This is a genomic window from Zeaxanthinibacter enoshimensis, from assembly GCF_004362865.1.
GTDB classification, from domain to species: domain Bacteria; phylum Bacteroidota; class Bacteroidia; order Flavobacteriales; family Flavobacteriaceae; genus Zeaxanthinibacter; species Zeaxanthinibacter enoshimensis.
On sequence record NZ_SNYI01000003.1, the window covers coordinates 1 to 20,410 of the forward strand.

The 20,410-nt window shown below is 45.5% G+C and carries 11 protein-coding genes and 1 tRNA gene; 8 read left to right on the forward strand and 4 right to left on the reverse strand.

Translation table 11 applies throughout. From position 1 onward, the window contains the following. Positions 1–1,260 precede the first annotated feature (1,260 nt). The 3 genes from CLV82_RS11670 to CLV82_RS11680 form a co-directional block, all read right to left on the reverse strand. On the reverse strand, positions 1,261–2,727 hold the full coding sequence (locus CLV82_RS11670; RefSeq protein ID WP_133644539.1) for a glutamate synthase subunit beta: 1,467 nt from the start codon (positions 2,725–2,727) through the stop codon (positions 1,261–1,263). Between the two features lie 8 nt (positions 2,728–2,735). Next, a complete protein-coding gene (gene gltB, locus CLV82_RS11675; RefSeq protein WP_133644540.1) occupies positions 2,736–7,241 on the reverse strand; it encodes a glutamate synthase large subunit in 4,506 nt (1,501 codons plus the stop codon). 321 nt (positions 7,242–7,562) lie between these two features. After that, entirely contained in the window at positions 7,563–8,705 is a 1,143-nt protein-coding gene (locus tag CLV82_RS11680; protein ID WP_133644541.1) for an acyl-CoA dehydrogenase, read from the reverse strand. Positions 8,706–8,976: 271 nt separating this feature from the next. Between CLV82_RS11680 and CLV82_RS11685 the strand changes: the two genes are divergently transcribed. The 8 genes from CLV82_RS11685 to CLV82_RS11720 all read left to right on the forward strand — a co-directional run bounded on the left by CLV82_RS11685 (position 8,977) and on the right by CLV82_RS11720 (position 18,446). Further along, positions 8,977–10,209, forward strand: coding sequence for a Glu/Leu/Phe/Val dehydrogenase dimerization domain-containing protein (locus tag CLV82_RS11685; protein ID WP_133644542.1), 1,233 nt, complete (start codon positions 8,977–8,979; stop codon positions 10,207–10,209). Between the two features lie 11 nt (positions 10,210–10,220). Next, on the forward strand, positions 10,221–11,555 hold the full coding sequence (gene nhaD / locus CLV82_RS11690) for a sodium:proton antiporter NhaD (protein WP_133644543.1): 1,335 nt from the start codon (positions 10,221–10,223) through the stop codon (positions 11,553–11,555). Positions 11,556–11,602: 47 nt separating this feature from the next. After that, on the forward strand, positions 11,603–12,295 hold the full coding sequence (locus tag CLV82_RS11695; protein ID WP_133644544.1) for a MotA/TolQ/ExbB proton channel family protein: 693 nt from the start codon (positions 11,603–11,605) through the stop codon (positions 12,293–12,295). A gap of 9 nt (positions 12,296–12,304) precedes the next feature. Further along, positions 12,305–12,691 (forward strand): ExbD/TolR family protein, encoded by a 387-nt coding sequence (locus tag CLV82_RS11700; protein ID WP_133644545.1) that lies wholly within the window; start codon positions 12,305–12,307, stop codon positions 12,689–12,691. Then, a complete protein-coding gene (locus CLV82_RS11705; protein ID WP_133644546.1) occupies positions 12,691–13,578 on the forward strand; it encodes an energy transducer TonB in 888 nt (295 codons plus the stop codon). Before CLV82_RS11700 ends, CLV82_RS11705 begins: the two co-directional genes overlap by 1 nt. Positions 13,579–13,644: 66 nt before the next feature. Further along, on the forward strand, positions 13,645–14,856 hold the full coding sequence (locus CLV82_RS11710; RefSeq protein WP_133644547.1) for a bifunctional folylpolyglutamate synthase/dihydrofolate synthase: 1,212 nt from the start codon (positions 13,645–13,647) through the stop codon (positions 14,854–14,856). Positions 14,857–14,918: 62 nt separating this feature from the next. Next, positions 14,919–14,993 (forward strand) — tRNA-Val (locus CLV82_RS11715). Between the two features lie 1,224 nt (positions 14,994–16,217). Further along, on the forward strand, positions 16,218–18,446 hold the full coding sequence (locus CLV82_RS11720) for a TonB-dependent receptor (protein WP_133644548.1): 2,229 nt from the start codon (positions 16,218–16,220) through the stop codon (positions 18,444–18,446). Positions 18,447–18,658: 212 nt separating this feature from the next. Here the strand turns inward: CLV82_RS11720 and CLV82_RS11725 are convergent, their stop codons facing one another. Further along, a complete protein-coding gene (locus CLV82_RS11725) occupies positions 18,659–20,317 on the reverse strand; it encodes a PAS domain-containing sensor histidine kinase (RefSeq protein ID WP_243744209.1) in 1,659 nt (552 codons plus the stop codon). Positions 20,318–20,410: the final 93 nt, after the last annotated feature.

Consider the following 20,410-nt stretch of genomic DNA (forward strand, 5'->3'; position numbering starts at 1 on the left):
CGATGGTACTGCCACTAGGTGGGAGAGTAGGCCGCCGCCTTCTTTGAAGACCTCTACAGCAATGTAGGGGTCTTTTTTTTTGCCCTATACTCAACCTATGACAGCGGAGCTTAATCCTTCTGTCGCTCCCAAAGGAACCGGGGATCATCCTGATCCCTCCCCAGAGTCAAGATAGTGCTTCTCCCTGCAGGAAACATGCACAGAGGAATACACAGGCCGGGGACCCATTGGTCCCTCCCCAGGAATAAGATAATTGTACTCCCTGCAGGAAACTTGCACAGTATTCATCCAGTAAAAGAAGAACCGGGGACTACTTAGTCCCTCCCCAGGGTCAAGTTATAAGATTACGCTGCAAGAAACATGCATGGGGTTAACAGGCCGGGGACCTATCAGTCCCTCCCCAAGAACAAGATAATCGTTCTCCCAGCAGAAAACATGCACAGTATTTAATGAGTCGGGGATCTACCGATCCCTCCCCAAGGTTAAAGATATCTTTCTTCCCTGCAGGAAACTTGCATGGTGGACAGGGGCCAGGGGATAGGTGGGGGATTGTGCTAATCCCTCCCCAGTGTCAAGTTATAGAATTAGACTGCAAGAAGCATACACTGGGTTAACAGGCCGGGGACCTATCAGTCCCTCCCTAAGGTTAAAGATATCTTTCTTCCCTGCAGGAAACTTGCATTGTGATCAGGGGTCAGGGGATAGGTGTGGGATTGTACTAATCCCTCCCCAGAGTTAAGATAACCGCCTTCCCTGCAGGAAAACAGCAGTGCCGGAGAGATTAATAATCTATATACTGCTTTAAAACTGCAGCAGACAAAACTAACTTATTACCGGGGTGGGATCTGTGATCCCCAGATCTCACCCGATGTTTTCCTTGCAGTTCATTGTTACATCCCAGAACTGTCAGGAAGAGCATGTTGGCGCTTATCTCTTATTAGTCTACTCAAGATTTATTCACAAGAAAAGACAGGAACAGTAAACAAAATGATACATTTTTACCCACATTGTAAAATATTGGAACACTACAATTGCTTATTAATATTATTCACCAGCTAAAGGGCGGGAGAACCCGTGCCGGAATTCAACCTTCAAAGTCCTTAACTGTTTATTAACTCCCTGGAGACCGAAAAAACCGTTTTGGCATCACTTTTGTAAACTTCAATCGGTTTTTGACTAAACCCCGGTAGTCCCCAATGCCGGAAAAATGAAGAGCCCCGGATCAACCGGGGCTTTTACTTTTAGTAATATATAGCTAATTCAAATCCTTGGTAAGTCGCCTTCGCCCTTAAGAGGTAGTTCTGAGGACCCCATCAGAAAACGATCTACATGGTGCGCTGCCTGCCGGCCTTCCGAGATTGCCCAGACGATCAGGGATTGCCCCCGGCGCTGGTCCCCGGCGACGAATACACCAGGCACGTTCGTCTGGTAATCCCTGGCGGAAGCTTTGATATTGGTCCTGGGATCCGCCTCAAGACCAAGTTGTTCTGCTATAGTCATTTCAGATCCTGTGAAACCGAGGGCAAGTAGCGCAAGTTCACATGGCCATTCTTTTTCAGTTCCTGGTACCTCTTTTAATACCGGTCTCTTGCCTTCTTCCTTTTCCCAGACCACGTCAGCAGTGATAAGGGATTTAAGATTCCCATCTTCATCTCCCACGAACTTCTTCGTGGCAATGCTGAAAAATCGTTGAGCGCCCTCTTTGTGAGAAGAACTTGTTCTCAGTCTCATTGGCCAGAATGGCCATGGCTGGTCTGCAGGCCGTTCCGGGGTTCCCTTGCTGAGGATCTCGAAATTGCTGACCGACTTAGCGCCTTGCCTGAAAGAAGTGCCTATACAATCAGAGCCTGTATCACCTCCCCCGATAACAATTACATTCTTGCCCTCTGCGATAATGGGTTCTGCCGGTTCCTTGGCGCCGTCTACCCGGCGGTTGTTCTGAGATAGAAAATCCATTGCCTGTACCACCCCTTTTAAATCGGCCCCTTCTATAGATAAATTCCGACGGACAGTTGCCCCACCACAGAGAACAATGGCATCAAAATCATCTTTCAGATCTTTTGCGGAGATGTCCTTTCCTATATGACTGTTGCATTTAAATTCAATGCCTTCGTCTTTGAGCTGTTGCAATCTCCTGTCGATTACATTTTTTTCCATTTTAAAATCAGGGATCCCGTATCGGAGCAGCCCCCCTGGTTTTTCGTCTCTTTCAAAAACAGTTACCAAATGCCCTGCGCGATTTAATTGCTGTGCAGCAGCCAAACCTGACGGGCCGGATCCTACCACGGCAATTTTTTTTCCGGTTCTTACCTCCGGCGGCCTGGCTTCTATCCATCCTTTTTTAAAAGCAGTTTCGGCAATCTGCTTTTCTATATTCTCAATAGAGACAGGATCTTCATTGATGCCTAACACACAGGCCTCTTCACAAGGAGCAGGACATAATCTGCCCGTGAATTCAGGAAAGTTATTGGTCGAATGCAAAATTTCAGAAGCCTTCTCCCATTTACCCCTGTACACCGCATCGTTAAAATCCGGGATCAGGTTGCCCAGGGGGCAACCACTGTGACAAAATGGTATGCCACAATCCATACATCGGGCCCCTTGTTTTTTAAGCTCGGATTCCTTTAAAGGGATAGTGAATTCCTTAAAATGTTTTACCCGCTCCTCTACAGGAGCATATTTCTCTTCTTGTCTGTCGAATTCCAAAAATCCTGTAATCTTTCCCATAACTCCGATTATGTCAATGCTAATTTTTCCTTTTCCAGTCGTATCAATGCCTGCCTGTATTCTTCGGGGAATACTTTTGTGAATTTTGGAAGGTATTCATCCCAACGCTCAAGAATATGCTGGGCTTTTGGACTCAGCGTTGCATTGTAATGGTTCTCTATCATTTCGCGCAGGGTATCAATATCTTCCTTTTCCTCCACCTTCAGTAGGTTTAGTGCTTCCTTGTTGCACATCTTTTCAAAAGTGGAATCTTCATCCAGTACAAATGCTATTCCGCCACTCATTCCCGCACCGAAATTCCGACCGACTTTCCCCAGGATTACTGCTACACCGCCGGTCATATATTCACACCCGTGATCCCCGATGCCTTCAACGACAGCCCTGGCGCCTGAATTACGAACACAGAATCGTTCCCCGGCTTTACCATTAATGTAAGCCTCCCCGGAGGTTGCGCCATACAATGCCACATTTCCTATGATCACATTCTCCTCTGGTTTAAGAGTGGATTTATCGGGAACCCGGATGATAAGTTTAGCACCGGAAAGTCCTTTCCCCATATAATCATTGGTGCTCCCACTTACCACCATTGTCAAGCCTTTAGTGGCAAAAGCCCCGAAACTTTGACCGGCAGACCCGTTAAACTGGATTTTAAGCGTGTTTTCAGGAAGACCCTCTGCACCATAGATCTTGGATATTTCGTTGCTGATAATGGCTCCTACAGCCCTGTCAGTGTTGTAAATTGGAAAATGAAGCTGGGTTTTCTCCTTCCGGAAGAGCGCAGGATGTGCCTGTTCTATGATCTTGAACTCGATTGATTCCTCTATATGATGATTCTGCGTTTCGGTATTATACAACTTTGTACCCGCCGGGACCGGGGGTTGATACAGGATCGGACTTAAGTCTATCCCGTTAGCTTTATAGTGTTCGATGGCTTTATTCCTGTCCAGCTTCTGAACCTGGCCTACCATTTCATCTACGGTACGGAATCCGAGGGATGCCATGATCTCTCTTAATTCCTCTGCGATGAAATACATATAATTTACAACATGCTCCGGTTTACCTTCAAATTTCTTCCTGAGTTCCGGGTTCTGTGTTGCGATCCCAACAGGACAAGTGTTCAGGTGGCAAACCCTCATCATAATACAGCCCGAAGCAACCAGGGGAGCTGTGGCAAAACCAAACTCTTCGGCACCGAGCAAGCAGGCAATCGCTACATCCCTCCCCGTTTTTAGCTGTCCGTCACACTCTAACCTGACACGGTTTCTTAAATCATTAAGAACTAAGGTTTGCTGGGCTTCAGCAATTCCCAATTCCCAGGGTAAACCAGCATGCTTAAGGGAGGTGAGGGGTGAAGCCCCGGTTCCCCCATCGAAACCTGATATCAGGATGACATCGGCCTTAGCCTTGGAAACACCTGCGGCCACAGTTCCTACTCCTACTTCGGAAACTAGTTTTACGTTGATCCTCGCTTCTCGATTAGCCGATTTTAGATCATAGATCAATTGTGAAAGATCTTCAATAGAGTAAATATCGTGATGGGGTGGAGGAGAGATAAGTCCGACGTATGGCGTCGAATTCCTTGTTTTTGCAATAGATGGATTTACTTTAGGACCGGGGAGCTGTCCGCCTTCTCCGGGTTTAGCTCCCTGTGCCATCTTGATCTGAATTTCACTGGCGTTGGTAAGGTAATCCGAGGTAACGCCAAAACGCCCCGAGGCTACCTGTTTGATCGCACTGTTCCTCCAATCACCGGTCTGGTTCTTGTAAAATCGTTCAGCATCTTCTCCTCCTTCACCCGAATTACTTTTGCCGCCTATCCTGTTCATGGCTATAGCCAGGTTCTCATGGGCTTCCTTGCTGATGGAACCATAAGACATCGCTCCTGTCTTAAAACGCTTGACGATCTCTGTCCAAGGCTCCACTTCCTCAAGGGGAATAGGGTCATAATTCGAGAATTCGAATAACCCTCGTATGGTCATCAGGTTTTTAGACTGTTCGTTGACCATTTCGGCAAACTCTTTATAGGTGTCCGGCTCATTGTTACGGACCGCTTTCTGAAGCTTGGCAATAGAGATAGGGTTGAACATATGCTTTTCACCATCTCGTCTCCAGCGGTACTCTCCCCCAATCTCGAGGTCGAGCTCTGAGGCGATCTTCGACTTCGTAAATGCTTTATGATGCCGTTTGGCAATTTCTTTTTCGATCTCGTACAGCCCTATTCCCTGGATTCGGGTTGGAGTATTCGGGAAATATTGATCGACTACCTTGGTGTTTAACCCGATACATTCGAACAGCTGGGATCCACGATAGGAATTCAAGGTGGAGATCCCGATCTTATTCATCACCTTGAGAATTCCTTTTCCAATTGCCTTATTGTAATTCTTTATAGCCTGGTCAAACTCGAACTCAGTAATATCCTGTTCTTTGATCTGCTCGCCGATTATTTCGTTTACCAGGTATGGGTTAATTGCACTGGCACCAAATCCGAAAAGGAGGGCAAAATGGTGAACTTCCCTCGGTTCTGCTGATTCTATGATCAGGCTAACCTTAGAGCGCTTGCGCAACTTCTGAAGCCCGTTACTAACAAACGAACAACCGAGGAGAGCAGGGATGGGGGCATTGTCCTTATTTATATTCCTGTCAGAGAGGATTAGGATATTTGCTCCATTATCAATTGCCTTTTCCGCTTCGGAAAGCATGGCATTCAGCCCTTCTTCCAAACCGTTGTGGCCCTTGGCTACATCGTAGAGCATAGGGATAGAAACTACTTTATAGAACGGGCTGGAATCATAGTTCTTGATCTTATCCTGGTCTTCTTTCGAGATCACCGGGTTCTGGATCTTGAGTTTCTGGCAATGTTTTTCTGAGAATTCAAAAATATTATGATCGCTGCCCAGGGTAAGGCTGATGTCTGTGATCAATTCTTCACGGATTCCATCCAATGGAGGGTTGGTTACCTGGGCAAAAAGTTGTTTGAAATAATTATACAAGAGTTGAGGCCTCTCAGAGAGTACCGCTATAGGTGTATCGGATCCCATGGAACCAATTGGTTCTTTCGCAGTTTTAGCCATCGGTAAAATGATGGTATTGATATCTTCTAAGGTATAACCAAAGGCTGCCTTCCGCTGTTCAAGAGGTGCTTCGTTCAGGAATAACGGGCAATCAGTGTAAGGGATATCTCTGAGGTGGATAAGGTTTTTGTCCAGCCATTTCTTATATGGGAAACGTTGGGCAATTTTTTCCTTGATCTCTTCATCGTTAATAATCCTTCCTTCTTCCATGTTTACCAGGAACATTTTTCCGGGCTCCAGGCGTCCATGCATCTCGATGTTTTCAGGAGCTAAGTCAAGAACCCCAGTTTCAGAGGACATGACCACATAACCATCCTTGGTGACCGAATATCTCGAGGGTCTCAGGCCGTTCCTGTCCAATACGGCCCCGATATAATTACCATCCGTAAAGGGGATAGAAGCAGGCCCGTCCCAGGGCTCCATCAGGCAGGAGTTGTATTCATAGAACGCGCGTTTGGCTTCAGACATGTCCGGGTTCTTTTCCCATGCTTCCGGCACCAGCATCATCATCACTTCCGGGAGGGATCGGCCGGTCATCAGTAATAGTTCCACGACCATATCAAGACTGGCCGAATCCGATTTTCCGGGCAGCACAACCGGAATGATCTTTTTGATGTCTTCCCCGAAAAGATCACTTTCCAGCAATTCTTCACGCGATCGCATCCTGGAAACATTTCCTCTCAGCGTATTGATCTCCCCGTTATGGCACATATACCGGAAGGGCTGCGCGAGATCCCAGGTGGGGAAGGTATTGGTTGAGAAACGCTGATGAACGAGGGCAAGCCGGGTAACCACCCTCGGGTCAACCAGGTCTTCATAATAGAGCTTAATATCCTCCGGCATAAGGAGTCCTTTGTATATTATGATGCGGGTTGAAAGACTGGGCAGGTAAAAATATCCTGCCTCAGACAGCCTTGACCCCAGGATCTTATGCTCGCTTATCTTCCTGGCGGTAAATAGTTTAAGGTTGAAGTCAAATTCGGATTGTTCCTTCTGTTTGCCAACAAAAACCTGTTTTACAAATGGTTCTGTTTTCATCGCCATTGCGCCCGGGATACTCCGGTTCACCGGGGCATTTCTCCAACCCAGCAATTGTAAGCCCTGTCTAAGAATTTCTTCTTCGAAAACATTCATACAATAATTTCGCTGGTTCTCTTTCTGAGGTAGGAAGATGTTAGCAACGGCGTACTGCCCCGGTTCAGGCAGGCTGAAATCACATACATCTGTGAAATATTCGTGGGGTATGTCGATGAGTATTCCGGCGCCATCTCCTGTTCTTCCGTCTGCACTTACCGCGCCCCTGTGCTCTAACTTGACCAGGATCTCCAGGGCCTTGTGGATAATTGTATTCGATTTCTTTCCCTTTAAACTACAGATGAACCCGGCACCACAGTTGTCATGTTCAAATTCCGGCAGGTATAATCCTTGTTTCTTTAAAGCCATTTTGTTGAGATATTTCTACTAAAATACCTATATGGATAAAGAAAAAATCGATTATTGATTAGAAGTATGAAAGAAATGCAGGTATTTTAATGAGATGTTAAATATTTCTCAATCCCGAATTTTGTAACTGGTCAAATTAGCAGATCAGTAATTTTGAGTACCCAGAACTGCTGTTGGAGATGTTATTCTGGTTTATTGGCCTTAAAATGTAATATTTTGTACGTTAACCCCTCTGAAAAACTGAATTAGACTGTGAAAAATGCTATTAAATCAAAAACACCCCCTTAAAAAGGAGGTGTTTCGTTATGTGAAGGTGTAAAATTAGCGATCGAGTATACCCCTGGAGATCACAATTTTCTGTATCTCTGAAGTCCCCTCGTAGATCTGGGTGATCTTGGCATCTCTCATCAGCCTTTCCACGTGGTATTCTTTGACGAAACCATTTCCGCCAAAAACCTGTACGGCTTCTACAGTGGTTTCCATCGCTACCTTAGAAGCGTATAGCTTAGCCATAGCGCCAGACATATCGTAATTGCGATTAGCGTCCTTGTCACATGCTGCCTGGTATACCAGTAACCTGGCGGCCTGTATCTCGGTGTGCATATCGGCAAGTTTAAAGGCAATGGCCTGGTGGTTACAGATCTCCGTTCCGAAGGCCTTGCGCTCCTGCGAATATTTTTTAGCCAGTTCGTAAGCGCCGGCAGCAATTCCGAGTGCCTGGGCGGCAATTCCAATTCGTCCCCCGGAAAGCGTCTTCATGGCAAACTTGAAACCAAAGCCGTCTTCCCCTATCCTGTTTTCTTTTGGAACTTTAACATCATTAAACAGTAGAGAATGCGTATCACTACCCCTGATCCCCAACTTATTTTCTTTAGGACCCAGTTCAAAGCCTTCCATGCCTTTCTCAACGATAAGGGCATTAATACCTTTATGACCCTTTTCCCTGTCTGTCTGTGCAATGACCAGGTAAACATCTGCGGAGGCACCGTTGGTGATCCAGTTCTTGGTTCCGTTCAGCACGTAATGATCGCCTTTATCAATTGCCGTAGTCTTCTGGGATGTTGCGTCGCTACCAGCTTCCGGCTCGGAAAGGCAAAAAGCCCCAATGATCTCGCCGCTTGCAAGTCGGGTCAAATATTTCTTTTTCTGTTCTTCAGTACCATAGGTTTCCAGCCCCCAGCAGACCAAAGAATTATTCACGGAAACTATTACAGATGCAGAGGCATCAATCTTGGAGAGTTCCTCCATGGTTAAAACATAGGACAGGGTGTCCAGCCCGCTTCCACCGTATTCCGGGGAGACCATCATGCCCATAAAGCCTGCCTGCCCCATCTTGTTCAGCAGTTCTTTTGGGAACTCCTGTTTTTCATCTCGTTCAATTACCCCGGGTAATAATTCGGTGTTCGCAAAATCCCTGGCAGCCTGCCTGATCATCTGCTGTTCTTCCGTCAATTCAAAGTTCATGTATGTTCAATTAAGATATTGATAAAAAAGCCTGACAAATATAAAGCTATGTTATAAGATATTCAATCACTGGTCCAATCTTTTACGAAATTCTAATTGGCCTGGACCAGTATGTCATCAAGCCTGTCTTTATCCCCTCTGAAATTCTTTAATAGCACCTCATTATTTTTATATTTGCCTGTATTGCCCGGATAGACCTGGCAACAAAATAAAAAATGGGTTTACAGGCCCGTTTTACTGGAATAATTATCAAATCCGATAACACGATATCATGAAAGATTTACTGCAGAAATATGAGAATAAACCACCGGAAATAGTTTTCAACTGGAAAGACCCCGAAACCGAAGCTGAAGGTTGGACGGTCATTAATTCTCTCAGGGGTGGTGCTGCAGGAGGCGGAACCCGTATGCGGGAGGGCCTGGATATGAACGAGGTCCTGTCTTTAGCGAAGACCATGGAAGTGAAATTCACGGTTTCAGGTCCGGCAATCGGAGGAGCGAAATCAGGAATAAATTTCAATCCCAATGACCCCCGAAAGAGGGGGGTGCTGGAGCGTTGGTATAACGCGGTGGCTCCTATACTGAAAAGTTATTATGGTACCGGGGGAGACCTGAACGTGGACGAAATCCACGAGGTAATCCCGATCACTGAAGAAGCAGGAGTGTGGCACCCGCAGGAAGGAGTTTTTAATGGGCATTTTAAACCAAATGAAGCTGATAAGATCAACAGGATTGGCCAATTGCGGCTGGGAGTGATCAAGGTGCTCGAAAATAATAAGTACACCCCAGACATCAGGCGAAAGTACACTGTAGCCGACATGATCACAGGATTCGGAGTGGCAGAGGCAGTAAAACACTACTACGATATCTACGGCGGTACCGTGGTCGGGAAACGGGCCGTGGTTCAGGGCTTTGGAAATGTTGGCGCTGCGGCTGCTTATTACCTGGCTCAAATGGGAGCTAAGGTAGTGGGGATTATTGACCGTGACGGGGGAGTAATTAAAGAGGAGGGATATTCTTTTGATGAGATCAAAGATTTCTTCCTGAAGAAAAAAGGAAACACCTTGGTAGCCGATCCTGATCAGATGATTCCCTTTGACGAGATGAACAAAAGGATATGGGAAATCCAGACCGAGATTTTCGCGCCTTGTGCGGCCTCCAGGTTAATCACCAAGGACCAGATATCAACGATGATAGACTCCGGTTTAGAAGTTATTTCCTGTGGTGCGAATGTCCCTTTTGCAGATAAGGAGATCTTTTTCGGACCTATTATGGAATTCACGGATAAGCGGGTAAGCCTGATTCCGGATTTTATTTCTAACTGCGGTATGGCACGGGTATTTGCTTATTTTATGGAGAAAAGAGTATCTATGGAAGATGAATCCATATTTAATGATACTTCAGATACCATTAGAAAAGCAATTTTGAATATATTTAAACAAAATGCGTCAAAAACTGATTTGAGCGCCACGGCTTTTGAAATAGCCCTGAAACAGCTCATCTAAAAACCAACTTTATGGAAACCATTATTATTATCGTCTTCCTGGCGGGATACCTCGCCATTACGCTGGAACATAATCTAAAAATCGATAAACTGATCCCCGCATTAGCAATGATGGCTATCTTATGGGCTATTATTGCGCTGGCGCACCTCCCTGTTTTCGAGGTCAATGCGGAGCTGAAACAGCTTGAGCCATCTCACCTGGATGAAATGTTATTGCATCACCTGGGGAAAACGGCCGAGATACTGGTGTTCTTGTTGGGTGCGATGACCATCGTAGAGATCATAGATTATTTTGACGGGTTTGCTACCATTAAAGGCTACATAAAGACCACCAAGAAAACTAAGCTCTTATGGCTGTTCTCTATCCTGGCATTCATACTTTCTGCCATAATTGATAACCTTACGGCAACCATTGTGCTGGTGACCATACTGCAGAAGGTGATCAAGGACCGCGAGACCCGGCTGTGGTTTGCGGGTCTGATCATTGTAAATGCGAATGCAGGGGGTGCATGGTCTCCTATTGGGGACGTAACCACTACTATGCTGTGGATTGCCAACAAAGTATCTGCCGGACAATTGGTGATTCACGTGTTATTGCCTTCTATTGTATGTATGCTGGTGCCGACCTTTATCGTGAGTAAAATGAAGGTTTTCCAGGGTCATATTGAGAATAATGTATCAGAGATAGAGGCGCCTGCTTCTCCGCATGGGGCAACCATGTTATACCTTGGTTTGGGTTCGATCGTATTTGTGCCTTTCTTTAAAACAATCACCCATCTGCCTCCTTACGTGGGAATGATGCTGTCTCTTGCCCTCGTGGCAACATTTGCTGAAATATACAGTAGTTCAAAATTCAGTATATCCAACGTGGACGAGGAAAGTGAAGCAGCTGCTCATCACAGCCCGGTCCATAAGGCATTATCTAAAATTGAGTTACCCAGTATTCTCTTCTTCCTGGGTATACTTTTGGCAGTGGCGGCGCTGGAATCCCTGGGTTACCTCTTTAATTATGCTGAAAGCATGAATGCGGCCATTCCGAATACGGATATTGTGGTCATGTTACTGGGTATTGGATCTGCCATAATTGATAACGTACCTCTGGTAGCTGCCAGTATGGGAATGTTCTCACAAAGTATGGACAGCCCGCTGTGGCATTTCATCGCTTATTCAGCAGGAACAGGTGGTAGTATGCTTATAATTGGTTCTGCGGCAGGAGTTGTAGCTATGGGGATGGAAAAAATTGATTTTTTCTGGTACCTGAAAAAAATAGCATGGCTGGCGTTTGTTGGATTTGCTGCAGGAGCGGTGGTATTCATGTTATTACGTGATTTTGTAATTCACGCATAATTTATTCCGTTATTTGCCGTTAATAGGGCGAACTTAATTTTGCATATATGGTTTTGTTTCAAGAACTCGTTGACGAAGCTCAAGTTGGGGAACTGGTTTCGGAGGAGAAGACCCTCTCTGTCATCGATCTGATATTCAATGGGGGTACAGGAAGTATCGTCATCATTTCTGTGTTATTTGCAATGCTGGCAGTGGCATTGTATATCTATTTTGAGCGCCTGCTGGCGGTAAAGGCTGCATCCCAGATCGATAAGAATTTTATGAACCAGATCAGGGACCATGTAATGACCGGGAAACTGGAGGCTGCTAAGATCCTTTGTGCCCAGACCGATTCGCCCGTGGCTCGTTTAACCGAGAAAGGTATTTCCCGGATCGGGAAGCCCCTGGATGATATTAATACGGCGATTGAAAATGCCGGAACCCTGGAAGTATATAAGTTAGAAAAGAACGTAAATATACTGGCAACTATAGCCGGGGCAGCCCCGATGATCGGGTTCCTGGGAACAGTTATTGGTATGATCCTTGCGTTTCACCAGATGGCCAGTAGTGGCGGCCAGGCAGAAATGGGAGCCCTTGCATCCGGTATCTATACGGCCATGACCACCACGGTAGCAGGTCTGGTAGTGGGTATCATAGCTTACATGGGGTACAACCACCTGGTGATAAGGACAGACAAGGTAGTCCACAAGATGGAAGCTAACGCTGTAGAGTTCCTGGATCTCTTGAACGAACCGGTATAATCCACCGCTATGAAATTAAAAGGAAGAAATAAGATCAGCCCGGAATTCAGTATGTCGTCCATGACAGACATCGTATTCCTGTTGCTTATCTTTTTCATGCTCACGGCAAATTCGCCAAACGCATTAGACCTGCTGCTTCCTAAGGCTAAAGGTAAATCGACCAATACCCAGAATGTTTCAGTGACTATTAATCGCAACCTGGAATATTTTGTGAACAATGAGCGAATTAACGGAGAATACGTTGAAATTGAATTAAAAAAAGCACTGGCAGATAAGGAGAACCCTACAATTATTCTTAGGGCAGAAGAGAGCGTTGCTATTAAAGAGGCAGTAAGCGTTATGGATATTGCCAATAGGAATAATTACAAAGTGATCCTCGCTGTGCGCCCTAATTAATGTCGCTGCTAGATACGAGACACAAAAAGAAGTCCTTTACACTTACTACAGTTTTGTTAAGTGTGCTGCTGCTATTGATGTTCTATATAGGCCTCACCTATATGGACCCCCCAATAGAGAATGGTATCACCGTGAATTTTGGCACCATGGAATTCGGTATGGGGAAAGAACAGCCCCGGGAAAAAGTGGCCTCCCAGGCTACTGAAACTCCTGTAGAAAAACCAGAACCGGTCAAAGAAGAGAAAGCTGAACCTGCTGTAGAAGCAAGTGAAGAAGTTGCGGCCGATGAACCTGCGGAAAAACTGCTCACAAGAGAAGAGGCCGAGACGATCCGTATCAACCAGGAAAAGGCTGAAAAACAAAAGGCAGAGGCAGCTAAGAAAGCTAAAGCAGAGCAACTCGCCCGGGAAAAGGCAGCTGCAGAAGAGAAAGCCAGGCAGGAACAAGAGGCCAAAAAAAGGAAGATTGATGCTATGATCGGTGGGATCAATAATTCTGAGGGACAAGCCAGTGGTAGTGAAGGTGATGACCGGCAACCCGGGGACAAAGGCCAGCCGGATGGGGATCCTTACTCCTCTACGTATTACGGCAGTCCGGGCAGCGGCACCGGAACAGGCGGTTACGGTCTCAGCGGCAGATCGCTTGTCAGCAAGGGAAAAGTGCAGCAAGAATGTAACCAGGAAGGCAGGGTAGTGGTCCGGATCGTTGTGGACCGCAGCGGAAAAGTGATAGATGCTACCCCCGGGGTAAAAGGCACCACGAATAATCACCCATGCCTGTTAGAGCCGGCTACAAAAACGGCATTCCTTCATAAATGGAACCTCGATTCCAAAGCTCCGGGACAACAGATCGGCTTTGTTGTTGTCAATTTCAAACTTGGGGAATAAGCATCGCTAAGACCTGCTTTAAACTAAATGTCTAATTATGTACATTTGGGCCTTCAAGGTTCTCCTATGACGTACCAGGAAACATTAGACTGGATGTTTTCCCAACTTCCGATGTACCAGCAGAAAGGTGCATCTGCCTATAATGGCAAGCTCGATAATATCCGCGCCTTTGCTGATCATCTCGATAACCCGGAACGTAAGTTTCGCAGTATCCACGTGGCAGGAACCAATGGAAAAGGATCCAGTAGTCACCTGCTCGCTTCAGTACTGCAGGAAGCCGGGTATAAAGTAGGTCTCTACACTTCACCACATCTAAAGGATTTCCGGGAAAGGATCCGTATCAACGGACAAATGATCACCGAGGAACAGGTGGTCAATTTTATTAGAGAGAACAGGCAATTCCTGGACGCACACCGACTTTCTTTTTTTGAAATGACTGTAGGGATGGCATTTGATCATTTCGCCCGGGAGAGGGTAGATGTTGCGGTCATAGAAGTGGGCCTGGGGGGACGCCTCGATTCTACCAATATCATTATCCCGGAAGTTTCCCTGATAACCAACATCGGGCTAGATCATACAGAAATGCTCGGGGATTCCATAAGCAAGATCACCAGGGAAAAAGCCGGGATCATTAAACCAGGTGTTCCTGTGGTAGTAAGCGAGTGGCAGGAGGAAGCAGTACCGGTTTATGAAGAAATTGCAGAGGCCATGGGTTCCCCCCTGATCTATGCCGATAAAACAGTAAAGCATTCTTATAAGACCGCCTTACTGGGAACTTACCAGGATAAGAACATGAAAGGGGTCATAGGAGTTCTGGATAAGTTAAAGAATTTCCGGGTCTCATCTCAACATATAGAAGCAGGGTTCTTAAAGGTTATAGAGAATACAGGTCTTATGGGCCGCTGGCAAGTTGTGCAGCAAGCACCCAAACTGGTATATGATACGGCCCATAACATGGAGGGGCTATCCCTGACTATGCAGCAACTCCAGTCCGAAGACTTCGAGGATCTGCATCTGGTGTTAGGTTTTGTAAAAGAGAAAAATCTGGACCTGATCCTGCCTTTATTTCCCAAAGATGCTATTTACTACTTTTCACGACCTGATATCCCCAGGGGACTGGATGTTGAAGTGTTAAAGGAAAAGGCAGCGGCCTACGGACTAATGGGAGATGTGTATGCATCTGTACCCGAAGCACTTGATCAGGCATTGATAAGAGCAAATGTCAGAGATATGATTTACGTAGGGGGCAGCACTTTCACCGTTGCCGATGTTCTATGATATTTTTTTTCATTTTTTGTTTTGGGTAACGAAAATCTATTCTATATTTGCACTCCGATTTGGGGCTCTTAGCTCAGTTGGTTCAGAGCACCTGCCTTACAAGCAGGGGGTCACTGGTTCGAATCCAGTAGGGCCCACATCATTCACAAAACCCACGCAGTAATGCGTGGGTTTTTTTATTCCCTTCCAACGCCAAGCTTGCTTTAGCGTTGGAAGGGAATAAAAGAATCAAACCCTGCCTTGGCGGGGTTTGGGTTTTGTAACTGCAACCGGGGTTTCCCATCTGGATCACCGGGTGATAGCCCGGTAATCCGGACAACGCCAAGCTTGCTTTAGCGTTGGGAGTGAATAAAAGAATCCAACCCTGCCTTAGCAGGGTTTGGGTTTCGTACCTGCCATCACCGCCAGGTAGGCAGAACTGCCGTCACGCTCTTCCTCCCTACCCACCGGGCGTAGCGGGATAATCCATGCCAAGGTCTTAATCAACTAAATCTGGATTTGGAGGAGTATCGTAAATTACGGATCCAGATGTGTAGGGCAAAGGCCCATATAAGCTGGCACTACCATAGATATCTCATTTATCCCGACTTCATACCTCCTGCCCTACTTATTATAATACAAAAAATACATGTTGGAAAATAAAACCCTGGTACCTGGAATTCCGTAACTATTATAGAAGCGTTCAAATTGGAAAAACTGAGAAGGATAGGGTCAATGTGTTTAGTCACCATTTTTGTGGGACTATCTCTCCTTTATGTACTGAGGCCCATGCAGACTCAGGCCTATAATTTTCTCCATAAAATATCGCACCATCTTGCTGCGGAATCAAATCATAACAATGAACATCATCATCACGACCACGCTTTCCTGTCTTATCAAAGAGGCGCCAATATATTTGATGATCATATAAAAGAACACTCACACGAGCTGCTTTCCTTTATTAATACAGTTATTGATACCCATGATTCCCCGAACGAGAAGGATAATTTATTCGAGGTTAAAGTAGAGAAACATCTCGTTCCAATTCAACACGAAATTCAGGGGGGATTTATAACGTTTGATAGAACCAGTACTTGGTTCCATAACACTTTAACAGAAAACCTTCGACCGGAAATTACGGTCCCTCCACCCAGGGTATTATCCTCATAAGGCATTCGCCCTTTTTATCTCTTCAGGTATATCATATAAATGAGCCAGGTATTCATTTACCCCTTCATATAGTAATGGGGTGCAACTTCTATTGCCATATTAAATTGAATCTGATAGCTAACTGGAGAACTTCACGCCTTATCGTCTCAACTACATCATAAACCGTGCTTCCTTTTTTGAAAGCCTACGTAACAACTCATAATATCAAGAAGATGAAATATATATTATCAGCAATAGTATTGCTTTTAACCAGTATTACTTATGCCCAGAATTTAAAGGGTAGAGTAGTGAATGAAAAGAACCAACCTCTGGCAGATGTCGGTGTCTTTAATCAAAATACCAGTCATCATAGCCATACGGATGCAACCGGAACTTTTGCCTTGACCAATACATCGATAAGAGATTCGGTCTATTTTACCAGCCTGGGCTACAGCACAGAGGTAATTCAAATTGTTCCTGAAAACCTGGAATCCCCTATGACCATAGTTATGAAAGAATCCAGCATTTCACTGAACCAGGTAATTGTAACTTCAGAAATTAAAACGCTTACCCGGATCGTGGATGTTGATGTACGAACGAACCCGGTTAAATCGTCACAGGAAATCCTGCGGAAAGTCCCAGGGCTAATAATTGGCCAACACGCGGGAGGTGGAAAGGCCGAACAGATATTCCTGCGTGGATTTGATGTTGATCACGGCACGGATGTAGCTATAAGTGTGGATGGCATGCCCGTGAATATGGTTAGTCACGCCCATGGACAAGGCTATGCAGACCTCCATTTTGTGATACCGGAGACCATAGAAAATGTAGATTTTGGTAAAGGGCCATATTATGCTGAAAAAGGAAACTTTAATACTGCAGGCTACGTTGACCTGCGCTTGCGAAAAGCATTGGACAAAAGCCTGGTATCGCTGGAGGCAGGCCAGTTTGGAACCTCTAGATTGGTGGGAATGTTCAAGGTTCTGGAATCGATAAACAGCAATGCCTATATTGCATCAGAACTGTACCTGACTGATGGCTATTTTGATTCCCCACAGGATTTTAACCGTATCAATATAATGGCCAGGTATAACCTTAATTTGCCCGGCAGTCAGGTACTGAACCTCACGGCTTCCCATTTCCAGAGTAAATGGGATGCGTCAGGGCAAATTCCTCAAAGAGCGGTCGACCAGGGCTTGATCGGCAGGTTTGGAGCGATAGACGATACCGAGGGTGGACAGACCAGTAGAACTAACCTTTCGGCCAATTACACCAAAGTAATCGATAATGACGAATCTTTCAAGATGAAGGCCTACCTGGTCGATTATGATTTTGAATTGTACTCTAACTTTACCTTTTTCCTGGAAGACCCGGTTAATGGCGACCAGATTCGCCAAAAGGAAGATCGTGTCATGGCAGGTGCGGAAAGCATCTTCCAAAAGAAAAATATGGCTTTTGGTAATGATACGCAGTTTGAGATGGAGACGGGGATAGGTTTTCGGTATGACAACTCCGATGATGTTGAACTCTCCAGTACCCTGAACCGGCAAACTACCCTTGAACGGATTGCCTTGGGCGATGTGGACGAAATAAATACATATGTTTTTTTAAATACTGAATTCAAAACCGGTAAATGGACGTTCAACCCTGCATTACGCCTGGATTATTTCAAGTTCGACTATGTGAACAGGACTTCGGAGACCTATGATAACCAAAGCGAGTCTAAAGTAGCTTTCAGCCCAAAACTGAATACCATCTATTCCCCGACTAAGAATTGGCAGCTTTTCCTTAAATCAGGTATCGGTTTTCATTCCAATGATACGCGTGTTGTAGTTGCCAACAAGGGTGAGGATATCCTCCCTGCAGCCTATGGGATAGATTTTGGGACAATAGTTAAACCGACCCCTAAATTGGCCCTGAACGCTACGGTATGGGGATTGTTTCTGGAACAGGAATTTGTTTACGTAGGTGATGCAGGTATTGTGGAGCCTAGCGGAAAGACAAGGCGTTTAGGCGCTGAGTTAGGAGCACGCTACCAACCTCTGGATTGGTTGTACCTGTATGGAGATATTAATTTTACTTATGGGAGAAGCACCGAGGAACCTCATGGGGAAAATTTTATCCCGCTTGCGCCTGACCTGACTTCCTCCGGGGGTATTATCATAGAAGGTCTGGACAGGTTTTCCGGGGCCTTAACCTACAGATATTTGGATGACAGGCCTGCAAACGAAGATAATTCCATAACCGCAGAAGGGTATTTCATTGCCGATTTTAATCTGAATTACAACTGGAAGAACTGGACGTATGGAATTATAGTGGAGAATCTTTTCGGAACCGAGTGGAACGAAACCCAGTTCGCTACTGAAAGTCGTCTGTTAGATGAATCTGTTCCTGCTGAGGAAATACATTTTACACCCGGCACGCCTTTTTATATCAGGGGTAAAATATCAGTAACTTTTTAATCTTGAGATATTATTTGTGTCATTTCTTTAAAGGGAGCGCTGTAGAGCTTCCACTTTTATGGTGCACGTTGAAGCAGTGAACTTCGATGGTAGGACCTGGCAAAGCTCTTGCGTGGATTCGATACAGGGGATGAAATAAGTTGTGGAATGGCATATCCTATTATCCCCGATAATTTGAGCTAAAAGTTAATTAGAAGAGGAGATGGGAGTTTTTATTTTTTCGCATGTTTACCTGCATATTTCTTAGGCAGGTAAATGGTAAAAGTTGTACCGGCTCCGGGAGAACTTTCTACGAGTATTTTTCCTTTGTGATTTTCCACGATCTTTTTACAAAGCGTAAGGCCGATACCATTTCCCTGCGCATCGCTGCGTAACCTTTTAAACATGGTGAAAATAGCCTCTGAATATTGGGGCTCAAAACCTACGCCGTTGTCGGATACCCGCAACTTAATATGGGATTTGGTGGGATCGAGCTCGGGAAATTCTTCTAACTCCGCCTTTGATGCTTCAGTGGAGGAAATATTGATTTCCGGGCAGTCAATTGAAAATTTAATGGCATTCCCCAAAAGGTTGGAAAGCAATTGGTGTATTTGAACAGGAATTCCCTCAATTGTTGGGAGGTTGGAAGCGGTAAGTTTAACCTGCTTTTCTTCCAGGAGCAGGTTAAAATCCTCCTTTACGTTGGTAAGCACTTCATTCAGGTCCACGGAATCGAAGAATTCATCAAAATCCGATACCTTGGAGTACTTTAAGACATCTTTGATAAGGGTGGCCATTCGCTGGGCAGAATTTCGCATCCGGTCCAGGTAGAGGATCGCTTTCTCCTTATTATCCAGGTTACTTTTCACGAGATCACTAAAAACCTGCACTTTTCTCAGGGGTTCCTGCAGATCGTGAGATGCGATATGGGCGTATTCTTCCAGTTGTGTATTACGAACCTCGATATCACGCGCATATTTTTCTTTCTGATCCTCTGCCAGCTTACGTTCGGTCAGGTCCCTGGTGACTTTGGAAAATCCAAGGATTTGTCCCTCGTCATCGTGCAGGGCTGTAATTACCACACTGCCCCAGAATTGACTGCCATCTTTTTTTACACGCCAGCCTTCATGCGTGGACCTTCCATCCAATATAGCGGTAGAAACCAGTTTTTCAGGCAGCAATGCTTTCCGGTCTTCTTCCCGGTAAAACAACCTGTAATTTTTGCCAATTATTTCGGATTCCTTGTAGCCTTTGATCTGTTCTGCTCCCTTGTTCCAATTCAGGATATTCCCTTCGGGATCGAGGAGGATTATGGCATAATCCTGCACCTCTTCCACCATACGGTGATATCGCTGCTCACTCTGCTTTAAATTAGTGGTCCTTTCCTCGACCTTTTTTTCAAGGTATTCTGCGAGCTTCCGGTAATTACTCTCACTCAGTTTTAGTGCTACTTCCTGTTTTTTCTTTTCGGTGATATCCTGAAGCATATTAATCGCCCCAATGGCAGTACCATTCGCATCGTATAACATTTTGGGATGTACCATCACGTTACGTCGTTTTCCATCAGGACGCTCCACCACTATTTCCTGGGGTGGGATGGTGGCCTCGTTCTTTAATACAATGGCCATAGGGCAGTCATCCAGCGGAAGATTTTCTCCTTCCGTGGTAAATATCTTCCAGGAACCACACCAGAGATCCTTGTGCAGCTCGGGTTCTCTGCCCCAAAGTTCAGCCGCAGCCTTGTTAAAATAGGTAACCCGGCCCTGGGTATCACAAGTGTATATGGCTGCAGGTACATTATCGAGAATATCCGTGCCATAGCTGGTGGCTATAGCCTGTGCCTTTTCCGGGCTGTCACTGTATCCCGCACCTGTGGTTATATTACTTCGCACTTTCCTTCTTTTAAGATAAAAGTATTAATTGTGTCAAGGTCAATTCGTATCTATAATAGATATGCTCCTATAAAATTAAGCATTTTCTGCGCC

What these genes read in the sequence shown, in the direction of transcription:
- CLV82_RS11670 (WP_133644539.1), bottom strand. Translation starts at nt 2,727, where the DNA reads ATGGGAAAGATTACAGGATTTTTGGAATTCGACAGACAAGAAGAGAAA.
- gltB (WP_133644540.1), bottom strand. Translation starts at nt 7,241, where the DNA reads ATGGCTTTAAAGAAACAAGGATTATACCTGCCGGAATTTGAACATGAC.
- CLV82_RS11680 (WP_133644541.1), bottom strand. Translation starts at nt 8,705, where the DNA reads ATGAACTTTGAATTGACGGAAGAACAGCAGATGATCAGGCAGGCTGCC.
- CLV82_RS11685 (WP_133644542.1), top strand. Translation starts at nt 8,977, where the DNA reads ATGAAAGATTTACTGCAGAAATATGAGAATAAACCACCGGAAATAGTT.
- nhaD (WP_133644543.1), top strand. Translation starts at nt 10,221, where the DNA reads ATGGAAACCATTATTATTATCGTCTTCCTGGCGGGATACCTCGCCATT.
- CLV82_RS11695 (WP_133644544.1), top strand. Translation starts at nt 11,603, where the DNA reads ATGGTTTTGTTTCAAGAACTCGTTGACGAAGCTCAAGTTGGGGAACTG.
- CLV82_RS11700 (WP_133644545.1), top strand. Translation starts at nt 12,305, where the DNA reads ATGAAATTAAAAGGAAGAAATAAGATCAGCCCGGAATTCAGTATGTCG.
- CLV82_RS11705 (WP_133644546.1), top strand. Translation starts at nt 12,691, where the DNA reads ATGTCGCTGCTAGATACGAGACACAAAAAGAAGTCCTTTACACTTACT.
- CLV82_RS11710 (WP_133644547.1), top strand. Translation starts at nt 13,645, where the DNA reads ATGACGTACCAGGAAACATTAGACTGGATGTTTTCCCAACTTCCGATG.
- CLV82_RS11720 (WP_133644548.1), top strand. Translation starts at nt 16,218, where the DNA reads ATGAAATATATATTATCAGCAATAGTATTGCTTTTAACCAGTATTACT.